Genomic DNA, 9,320 nt, shown 5'->3' with positions numbered 1-9,320 from the left:
TCGTGGCCAGTGTGCGCGAGTCGGAGAACTCCCACCTCGTGCGGCAGTCCGGTGCGGATTCGGTGGTGATCTCCTCGGAGACCGCCGGCCGGATGCTCGGGTTGGCGACGGTCAGCCCGTCGGTCACCGGAATGATGGAGGACCTGCTCAGCCCCGACGAGGGATTCTCCATCGCTGAACGGCTCGTCGCCGAGGATGAGGTCGGTGGCAACCCCCGCAACCTCGAGGACATCGTCCTGGGGGTGGTGCGTTCCGGTGAGCTCTACCGCATCGACTCTGTCGAGGCGGAGACCGTCGAGCCCGGCGACCGCATCCTCTACATTCGGCGGATCACCGACGCCACCGACCCCGAGCGGAGATGAGCCCGGTGAACGCACCACAGGCACGGGGCGGTAGGCTCGCCCAGCTCAACCTCGACGCCCTCGATCCCGAACAGTTGCGGGCGGCGACCGCACCGCGCGGCCCGGTGGCGATCATCGCCGGTGCCGGCACGGGCAAGACCCGCACCATCACCCACCGCATCGCGCATCTGGTCGCCGGTGGTTTCGTCAACCCTGACCATGTCCTGGCCGTCACCTTCACCACCCGTGCCGCCGCGGAGCTGCGGGAGCGGTTGACGATGATGGGCGTGGCGCGGGTGCAGGCGAAGACCTTCCACGCCGCGGCACGCGGGCAGCTGCGCTACTTCTGGCCACGGTTCGTCGGTGACACGCCGTGGTCTCTGCTGGACTCGAAGTTCCCCCTCGTCGCGCGGGCCTGCCGGGCCAACGGCGTGGCGACGGACAAGACGACCCTGTCCGACCTGCTGGGTGAGATCGAGTGGGCGAAGTCCTCGCTCATCGCCCCGGAGGACTATCCGGCGCACATCGTCCCGGACCGCCGGGACTGCCCGGTGGCGCCGGAGCAGTTCGTCCGGATTTTCGAGGGCTACGAGAACTCGAAGGTGACGGGGGAGGGGGTGTACCTCGACTTCGACGATCTGCTGCAGTCCATGGCAGGTGCCCTGGAGGCAGACCGGGGTGTGGCCGACGAGTTCCGGTCCCGGTACCGCACCTTCGTCGTCGACGAGTACCAGGACGTCACCCCGCTGCAGCAGCGGCTGTTGGACGCGTGGCTCGGCGACCGTGATGATCTCACCGTCGTCGGTGACGCGAACCAGACCATCTACTCCTTCAACGGTGCGACACCGGAGCATCTGCTCGGTTTCTCGACCCGTTACCCGGATGCCACGACCGTCCGACTGTTCCGCGACTACCGGTCGACCCCCCAGGTCGTGGATCTGGCGAACAAGGTCATCGGCCGGGCGACCGGCCGTGCTGCGGGCACGCGCCTGGAGCTGGAGGGTCAGCGCGCCCCCGGCCCGGCACCGGAGTTCACCGAGTACTCCGACGAGGCGGCGGAGGCCACCGGTGTCGCCGAGCGGATCGCCGCGCTGATCGCGTCCGGTGTGTCGCCGTCGGAGATCGCGGTGCTGTACCGGATCAACGCCCAGTCCGCGGCGATCGAGTACGCGCTGGACGCCGCGGGCATCAGTTACCAGGTCAAGGGTGGGGAGGGGTTCTTCCAGCGCCCGGAGATCCGGCAGGGCGTCAACGCCCTGGCAGAGGTGGCGCGGAAACTGTCGCGACGTGGCGGGGACAGTGCCTCCGACGTGGCGGACAACCCCCGGCCGACACCGGAGCAGCTGGTCAACCAGGTCCGTGCGGCCCTGGTGCCGGTCGGGCTGACCCCGACGGAGCCGACGGGCGCACGGGACCGTGCCCGATGGCAGTCCCTCGGCGCGCTGGTGGATCTGGCGGAGGAGCTGTCCACCGCCACCCCGGGGCTGGACATGATGAATCTGCTGGGCATCCTCCGGGAGCGTGCCCGGTCGAAGAATCCGCCGAAGGTCGAGGGCGTGACCCTGGCCAGTATCCACGCGGCCAAGGGCCTGGAATGGGACGCGGTCTTCCTCATCGGTCTTGTCGACGGCACCGTGCCGATCAAGTACGCGCTGAAGGGCACGCATTCCGAGGACGCCATCGAGGAGGAGCGTCGGTTGCTGTACGTCGGGGTGACCCGTGCGCGTGAAGTGCTGGAGCTGTCCTGGTCACAGGCCCGTCAGCCCGGCGGCAAGGCCAACCGGCGGCGCACCCGGTTCCTTGACGGGCTCGTGCCCTGGGAGAAGGCGGACGCCGCCGGCGCCCCGGGTGTGGGGAAGAAGGTCCGGGGTGCGCCGAAGAACGCCTGCGCGGTGTGCGGCACCCGGCTCACCACCCCGGAGCAGCGCATCCTCGGACGGTGTGACGCCCACGCCGACGACGGCGACCAGGTGCTCGTCACTGAGCTTCGGTCCTGGCGGACGACCCTGGCCAAGGAGCGGGACGTGCCCGCTTATGTGGTGATGAGTGATGCGACGCTGAAGGCTGTGGCGCTGAAAGCACCGTCCTCGGCCCGGGAGCTGCTGCAGGTGCCGGGCATCGGCCCGGCGAAGGTGGAGCAGTTCGGCGAGGACATCCTCGGCATCGTCAGGAACTACAGCTGAATGCCCCGCTGAGGCAGCCATTGCGCCGGGCATATGAGAACGTCACGGGGTAGGGAGATAGACGCCGCTACCCCCGAGTTCAGCAGAGTTGAAGAGAGACTGAGTTTACCTGTATTTATCCATATTGGATGAACATCGCTCTGGGGGTTGCCGCCATGGGCGAACCTTCTACCTGCATGTATGCATTCTTCCGGATTATTGCGGTCTGGGAAGCGGCGCAGGATGCTCTCTTGGGAAGATGGTTCTTTGATGTGCTGGACTACCCCCGTTGAATAAGGTGACCCTTGCCGAGCTGCGAAGGGACTCCTACCGTGAATATGGTATCTATTAACGAGGGCAAGGAGTAGGAAAAAATGAGAACAAGATCAATATTTGCGGTTGCTGCATTTGTTGCAGCGACTATAGGTTGGGGAGTTTCTTCTCCGGCTGTCGCTCAAGAGGATCCGAGCGCGTACGGGGTAGACCGACAGGCGCTGATTGATGCTGCAGAGAACCTTGGTGTGGAATTTGATCCTGAGACTCTAACTGTTCCGGTTGAGGGTTTTGAAGAAGGGGCCTCCGAGGGGTTGACGCCTCGTGCTTCCATCGTCAAGGTTCCCTCTAACTATATCTACAATCCGTCACGTGGCAGTCTCCATGACTACTGCACGAAGTCGCCCGATGAGTTCCCGAATCCATTCGGGAAGAATGCGCCGTTCCACGGACCTTGTGCGATTCCCGACATGTGTATCGAGCGGGCTGGGTACCGCAATCGAGTATGTGATGCCCCGCTCAAGAACAACATGAAGACCAACTGTAGGGCCACTTATGGAGCTGGCCCGGTTCGGACATCATGTGAAGCAACCGCCGACGTGTACTACGCTGCGGTCACCGCCGCATCGTACTTTTAGGGAAAGGGCAGCATGAAGACGATGAGAACCATTTCCTGGACTGCCGTGGCGACAACGACGGTGGGGTTCGTGGCGATGTTTGTCGGCGCCGGGGTGGATACCGGATTCCTCGTCGTGGCTGGTGCCGTGGTGGGTGCGGTCGGTGCCGTTGTCGGCCTGCTCGCGGCGTTGACCGCGAGGACTCTGCCCGGTGCGCTCTTCGGCGTCGCTTCAGTCATCGGCGGTGCGGGCTTCGCCTCCTGGTTCTTCCTGGACGACAGCGAGATCAACATCGCCGGCCTGGCGGCCACCGTCATCGGTGTGGTTGCCCTGTGGGTGCTGGCCGTTCCGCTCAGTCGTCGCCGAGGCTGACAGTCACTCCTGCGGCGGCCCCACCCGGGGCCACCGCGCAGGACGCGCATCCGGGCTGCCGCGGCACGTCCGTCACCGACACCTCGAAGGTCAGCGGGTCGAGGTAGCGGCGCGCGGCGAGCACGTCCGGGACCACCCAGTCCGGGGCGTCCGGCCCGACCACCCGCAGGCTCATCACCTCGCGCACCATCCCTGCCGCCATCGACATGGCGTACTCCACCATGTGGTCCACCGCCGGGGCCGTGCTCTCGGCGGCCTGGCCCCGGACGGTCCGCCACCGGGTGTCCGCCGCCAGCGAGGCCGCATCCAGACAGGACAGGCACCCGCTCACCCCGGGCAGGACCATCGGGCCCACCGCGACCTGAGCATCGACCACACCGCAGGTCAAGTGTGGTACCCCCAGCTCCATGAGGCGGTAGCTGATGTCCGCCGGCGGGTACAGCTTTCCGGCGATGACGACCAGGTCATCACCCGACAGGCGTCCGAAAGCAGGCGTGCCGGGTGTGATCCCGGAGCAGGGGACACCCGACCGTCGCAGATGCCGCAACAGGCAGCGGGTGTAGAGCGACGTACCGATCACATGCACCCGGGACGGGTATCCTGGCGGACGGGCGGACAACACCCCGGCGGTGAGCAGCTCATCGAGGATCCCGCGGGCATGGACCACGGGAACACCGCAGTGGTTGAGCATCCGGACCGCAGTGTGGTCCGGCAGGGGTCGGCGCAGCTCCCGCATCACCTGGTGGATCTGTTCGACCTCCACCCGCGGTGGCAGGCTGAGCACCAGGGAGTGCTCCGGCACCGCCCCGAACTGCAGGTTCCCGCAGTCGCGGATGATGAGATCGGTGCCGTCACGCAGCTGCAGCAGGCGCGGAACAGTCAGTTCAGGTCGGTCGGTCATGTAGAGTCCCCCTCAGATCCCCAAGATGTTTTCCCCTGCGACGCGACCCAGTGTAGAGGACGTGATGAGTACCCGGCAGCACCCCACGGCGGCCCAGCAGGCCGTCGTCGCGGAATTCGCCCCGGACGTGGAGATCCGGCTGTCCGCGAAACGACGCCGCACCATCGCCGCGCGCATGGAGGCCGGCCGGGTCGTGGTACTGGCCCCGCTGTCGATGCCGGCGGAGGAGCTGCGCTCCAGTGCGGCGGAACTGGTGGAGAAAGTGAGGCGGCGCCACACCGGGGCGTCGCAGGCCGGGGATGCGGAGGCACTGCTGCGCCGGGCGCGGACACTGAACCAGAAGTTCCTGGAGAACCGGGCGGAGTTCACCAGTGTGAAGTGGGTGACGAACATGAACCGACGGTGGGGGAGCTGCTCGGTGGACACCGGCCGGATCCGGATCTCCGCCCGGCTCAGGGATGTGCCGGAGTATGTGCTGGACTCGGTGCTGATCCACGAGATGGTGCACACCTGGATACCGGACCACGGTCCCGAGTTCAAGGAGTGGGCTGCGAAGGCCCCGCACGCTGAGCGGGCGACCGGGTACCTGGAGGCGTACAGCCGGTGGGCGCCGACGGCGTCCTGAGTCCGTGAGGCCGGTATATTTCCGGTATGACATTTTCTGCACGAAATCTCCTGGCCCTCGTAGTTCTTTCCGCGGTCGGCGCGCTCGCGGCCTGCGGCGACAGTGACTCCGGCTCCGGCTCCGGATCGGGGGACGCCGCCCCGCTCACCCCTGTGAGCACCGACGTCGCCGACCTGGTGCTCACGACCGAGGACGCGCCGGGCGGGTTCAGCCACCTCGACATCGGCGGGATGCTCGCCGGGCAGGCCGCCGACGGGGACGACGTCTTCGACACCATTGACCAGATCAACGCGGGAAACTCCACCGACCCGGCCGAGTGCGTCGCCCTGCAGCCCAACCAGCTCACTGTCATCGCGCAGATCAGTGACCGGCCGGGCGAGATCGCGGTCGCGGAGTTCACCGCGGCAGACGATCCCGGGGTCACCGTCATCGACGCACTGGTTTCCACGACGGCGGGGGAGGAGCGGTTGCCCGCCGATCTTTCCGGCTGCGGCTCCTTCACCACCACCTTCACCGATGTCTTCACCGGTGAGGGCGGTGAGACCTCCTACACACTGAACTCCGAGACCAGTGCCGCGCAGATCGAGGGGGTCGAGGACGCGCGCATCATCACCGTCACCGCTGACGAAGGAGCCCCCGAGACCTGGGAGCCGGTGAACATCGTCGACGGGAGCATCGGCGATGTCTACTTCCGCGTCACCGGTCACGGCAACACTGACCCGCAGATGCTCGTCGGTGTGGCGCAGACCCAGGTCGACCGGATCGCTGGCAGGTAGGCTCCGTCCGTAGACTGGACGGTATGGGACACAGCAGATCAGGACGCGCCGGTCGCCACGGCCGCCGTCGGGCGTCCGGGGTCGTCGCCCTGGGCGTGACCGCCGCACTCGCCACCACGCTCACCGGCTGCTCCTCGCAGAGCAACGAGGTGGAGGACGCCGAGTACGCGAAGATCTGCCGCGACGAGACCACCGAGGAGCGGCTGCCGGACGAGGAGTGCGAGGAACGCGTCGGCAACTCCCACATGCACGCCGGCTGGTTCTTCCTGCCGCTGCTGCTCGGAGGGGCGCGGACGACGGTTCCGGCGGTCGGTGCGCCGGTCGCGGCGACCTCCGGAACAACCTCGGTGCCGGCGGGGACGAGGACGCAGACCGCGCCGCGTACCGGCGGGAACATCACCCGCGGCGGGTTCGGTTCCACCGGCGGCGGGGCCGGTAACTCCGGCAGCTCCGGCCACGGCCACAGCATGGGAGGCTAGGGGACACTATGGAACGCATCACCTGCACCCCGCGGGCGGGATGGGAGGAGACCATCCGGTCCCAGGGGCTGACCTACTCCCACAGCGTCCGTGACACCGGGCCTGAAGCCGGTGCCGGGATGGAGTACTGGAACGAGTCCGCCGCGTACGTCTTCACCCTCGCCGAAGTCGAGCAGCTGGAGACCCAGACCGGGAACCTGCATGCGATGGCACTGGAGGCGGCCAGGTTCCTCGCCGACGAGCAGTGGCGGCCGGGCAGTCCGTGGCGGTGTCTCGGCCTGCCCGAGTACGCCGTGGAGTACGCCGTGAACTCCCTGAACCGGGGCGACCCCGACCTCTACGGGCGCTTTGACCTGGTCTACTCCGGGGTGCCGGGTGAGCCGGCGAAGATGCTGGAGTACAACGCGGACACCGCCACCGGCATCGTCGAGTCCGCGATCGCCCAGTGGTACTGGTACGAGGACGTGTACGGCCGGGACCGCGACGACGGGGCCTGGGACCAGTGGAACTTCCTCTTCGAGGCGCTGCGTGACCGGTTCGCCGCACTGCGGCTGCGGTTGCCCGGCGGCGGAATGCACTTCGCGCACACCGAACTGGAGCGCACCGGTGAGGACATCATGAACACCGCCGTGCTGCGCGACTGCGCCGATCAGGCGGGCTGGAACACCACCTCACTGCTCATGAGCGAGATCGGGTGGGACGCCAGGCTCGAGGAGTTCGTCGACATGGACGACCAACCGATCCAGAACATCTTCAAGCTCTATCCCTGGGAGGACATGATGGGGGAGGACTTCGGCCCTCTCCTGGCGAAGAAGCGTCCGACCGGCTGGATCGAACCGGCGTGGAAGATGTTCCTGTCCACCAAGGTCCTCGGTGCGGCGATGTGGCACCTGTACCCGGGGCACGAGAACCTGCTGCCCAGTTACGTCGACGGGCCGCGGGATATGACGGACTGGGTGAAGAAGCCGTTGCACGGCCGCGAGGGTGACAACATCGAGATCTTCCGGGCCGGCGGCGGGGACGGGCGCGGCGAGCATCTCGTCCAGCCGGGGCGCTACGGGCCGGAGGGGCACGTGTGGCAGCAGTACACACAGATCCCGAACTTCCCCGGGGCCGACGGCGCGCCGAACCATCCGGTGCTGGGCGCCTGGGTGGTCAACGGGGAGTCGGTGGGGGTGGGCAGCCGTGAGTCCGACGGGCCGGTCACCGACTACTGGTGCCGCTTCGTGCCGAACCTCATCCACGGCTGAGGGGTCGGTACCGGCCGGGTTGTGGTGGTTCCTACTTACCGTCGCCGGTGTCGGTGTCCCCGTCGTCCCCGTCGTCCCCGTCGGCACCGTCGTTGAGCGCGCGCTCCAGCTTCTCGATCTCGCTGATCGGATCGAAGTCGACGGTCTCCTTCTCGCCGAGGATCGAGTCGATGAACTCCGCCGGGGCGTCCAGGTCGGAGTTCACCGGGAGGAAGTCGGGGTGGTTCCACACCGCATCCCGTCGTTCCTTGCCGACAGCGAAGGTCAGCCGCGACCAGAGTTCGGCCGCCTGGTTCGCCTTCGGTGCCGAGAGGTCGATGCCCACGGTCCTCGCCAGTGCGGTCATGCCGGGCTGGTCGGCGTCGCGGAACACCGACCAGGCTGCCTGGATACTCGCCGTGGCGGGCAGCCGGTTGCCCAGTGCCTCTCCGACGACGACATCCACCCAGCCCTCGACGAGAGACAGACTGGTCTCCAGCCGGATACGGGCGTGGTCGGTGGAGGAGACGATTTTCGGGGCGAGATCCTGGTTCTGCAGGCTCTCCATCATCTCCTGCATCTTGGCCGGGTCGCCCATCATCTCCGGATTGAACTCGCGGGTGGCCTCCTCCAGTGCGGAATTGTCCAGTGACAGGCCGGTGGCGAACTCCTCCACGTCGAGGATCAACCGCTCCACCAGCCACGGCACGTGCTGGAGAAGGCGTAGGTGCGCGGCTTCACGGGCGGCGAGGTAGATCAACGTCTCACGACGCTCCGCCCCGAGTTTCTTCGAGAGATCCTCCAACCGGGCGGTCGCGACCGCCGCGACGGTGGAGTCCGCCAGCGGGATACCCCACTGGGTCGAGGTCGTGACCTCCTTGGCCAGCTCCCCGAGAGCGTGGCCGAGCTGCATACCGAAGTTCATGCCGTTGATCTGGCTGAGCATGCCGGACATCGGGCCGAGCTGGCTGCGGGCCTCCTCCGGCAGTCCCTCGAGGGTGGCGTCCCCCAGCTTGGACGCCAGGGGGTCGATGATCCGGCGCCAGCGGGGCATCGTCTCCTCGAGCCACTTCTCGGCGGAGAAGGCGACGGATCCGGTCGCACCGGCGGGAAGCACGGTGGATTCGTCGAGCCACAGCTCCGCCAGACGCACGGACTCGGCGACCGCCTGGGAGTCATGGCTGGAGGGGTTGCGGGCGGCGGCACCGGTGATCTGCTGGCGGGCGATACGGCCGGCCAGCGCGTAGTTCACCGGCCCCTGGGCGTCCGGCGAGTTCATGTCCCGGCCGAAACCGCTGAGCATGGCACCGAACTGCCCGAGAATGTCCCCGATCCCGGGCCCCTGCTGACCGGGCCGGCCGACGCCGCCCTGACCGCCCTGGCCGCCGAAGAGGAACCCGAAAGGGTTCGCCCCGAAGCCGAAGGGGTCGTTGTTGTTGCCGTCGCCGCCGTTGCTGCCGTTGCCGCGGTCGGAATCGTCATTGTCGTCGTCGCTGGAGCCGTGGAAGCCGAATCCGAAATTGCTCATGGCCCGAGCCTACCTGC

The 9,320-nt window shown here is 67.3% G+C and carries 9 protein-coding genes and 1 pseudogene; 8 read left to right on the top strand and 2 right to left on the bottom strand.

The features are described 5' to 3' along the window. The 4 genes and pseudogenes from QZV72_RS10300 to QZV72_RS10285 all read left to right on the top strand — a co-directional run. Window positions 1–362: pseudogene (locus QZV72_RS10300) on the top strand (Ion channel protein); the annotation flags it as partial. A gap of 5 nt (window positions 363–367) precedes the next feature. After that, entirely contained in the window at window positions 368–2,524 is a 2,157-nt protein-coding gene (locus QZV72_RS10295) for an ATP-dependent DNA helicase UvrD2 (RefSeq protein ID WP_297008183.1), read from the top strand. A gap of 128 nt (window positions 2,525–2,652) precedes the next feature. After that, window positions 2,653–2,796, top strand: coding sequence for a hypothetical protein (locus QZV72_RS10290; RefSeq protein ID WP_297008180.1), 144 nt, complete (start codon window positions 2,653–2,655; stop codon window positions 2,794–2,796). Window positions 2,797–3,435: 639 nt separating this feature from the next. Beyond that, a complete protein-coding gene (locus QZV72_RS10285) occupies window positions 3,436–3,765 on the top strand; it encodes a hypothetical protein (RefSeq protein ID WP_297008179.1) in 330 nt (109 codons plus the stop codon). On the opposite strand, the gene QZV72_RS10280 is transcribed toward QZV72_RS10285, so the two are convergent. Continuing rightward, entirely contained in the window at window positions 3,746–4,666 is a 921-nt protein-coding gene (locus QZV72_RS10280) for a TOMM precursor leader peptide-binding protein (RefSeq protein WP_297008175.1), read from the bottom strand. The genes QZV72_RS10285 and QZV72_RS10280 overlap by 20 nt on opposite strands. Before the next feature lie 64 nt (window positions 4,667–4,730). Here QZV72_RS10280 and QZV72_RS10275 point away from each other — a divergent pair, with 64 nt between their 5' ends. Genes QZV72_RS10275 through QZV72_RS10260 form a run of 4 tightly spaced genes read left to right on the top strand, consistent with a single transcriptional unit; the run spans window position 4,731 to window position 7,796 of the window. Beyond that, entirely contained in the window at window positions 4,731–5,291 is a 561-nt protein-coding gene (locus QZV72_RS10275; protein WP_297008172.1) for a M48 family metallopeptidase, read from the top strand. 26 nt (window positions 5,292–5,317) lie between these two features. After that, window positions 5,318–6,067 (top strand): hypothetical protein, encoded by a 750-nt coding sequence (locus QZV72_RS10270; RefSeq protein WP_297008169.1) that lies wholly within the window; start codon window positions 5,318–5,320, stop codon window positions 6,065–6,067. Between the two features lie 23 nt (window positions 6,068–6,090). Then, window positions 6,091–6,546 carry a hypothetical protein gene (locus QZV72_RS10265; protein ID WP_297008166.1) on the top strand — a complete coding sequence of 152 codons (456 nt, stop codon included), beginning with the start codon at window positions 6,091–6,093 and terminating at the stop codon, window positions 6,544–6,546. 8 nt (window positions 6,547–6,554) lie between these two features. Continuing rightward, entirely contained in the window at window positions 6,555–7,796 is a 1,242-nt protein-coding gene (locus QZV72_RS10260; protein WP_297008165.1) for a glutathionylspermidine synthase family protein, read from the top strand. Window positions 7,797–7,827: 31 nt separating this feature from the next. Here the strand turns inward: QZV72_RS10260 and QZV72_RS10255 are convergent, their stop codons facing one another. Further along, window positions 7,828–9,303 carry a zinc-dependent metalloprotease gene (locus tag QZV72_RS10255; RefSeq protein WP_297008163.1) on the bottom strand — a complete coding sequence of 492 codons (1,476 nt, stop codon included), beginning with the start codon at window positions 9,301–9,303 and terminating at the stop codon, window positions 7,828–7,830. Window positions 9,304–9,320 lie beyond the last annotated feature (17 nt).

The sequence above is a fragment of the uncultured Corynebacterium sp. genome, assembly GCF_902782855.1.
Taxonomy (GTDB): domain Bacteria; phylum Actinomycetota; class Actinomycetes; order Mycobacteriales; family Mycobacteriaceae; genus Corynebacterium.
The sequence above is the reverse complement of the archived record's forward strand: the minus strand, read 5'-3'. Positions and strand labels throughout refer to the sequence as shown.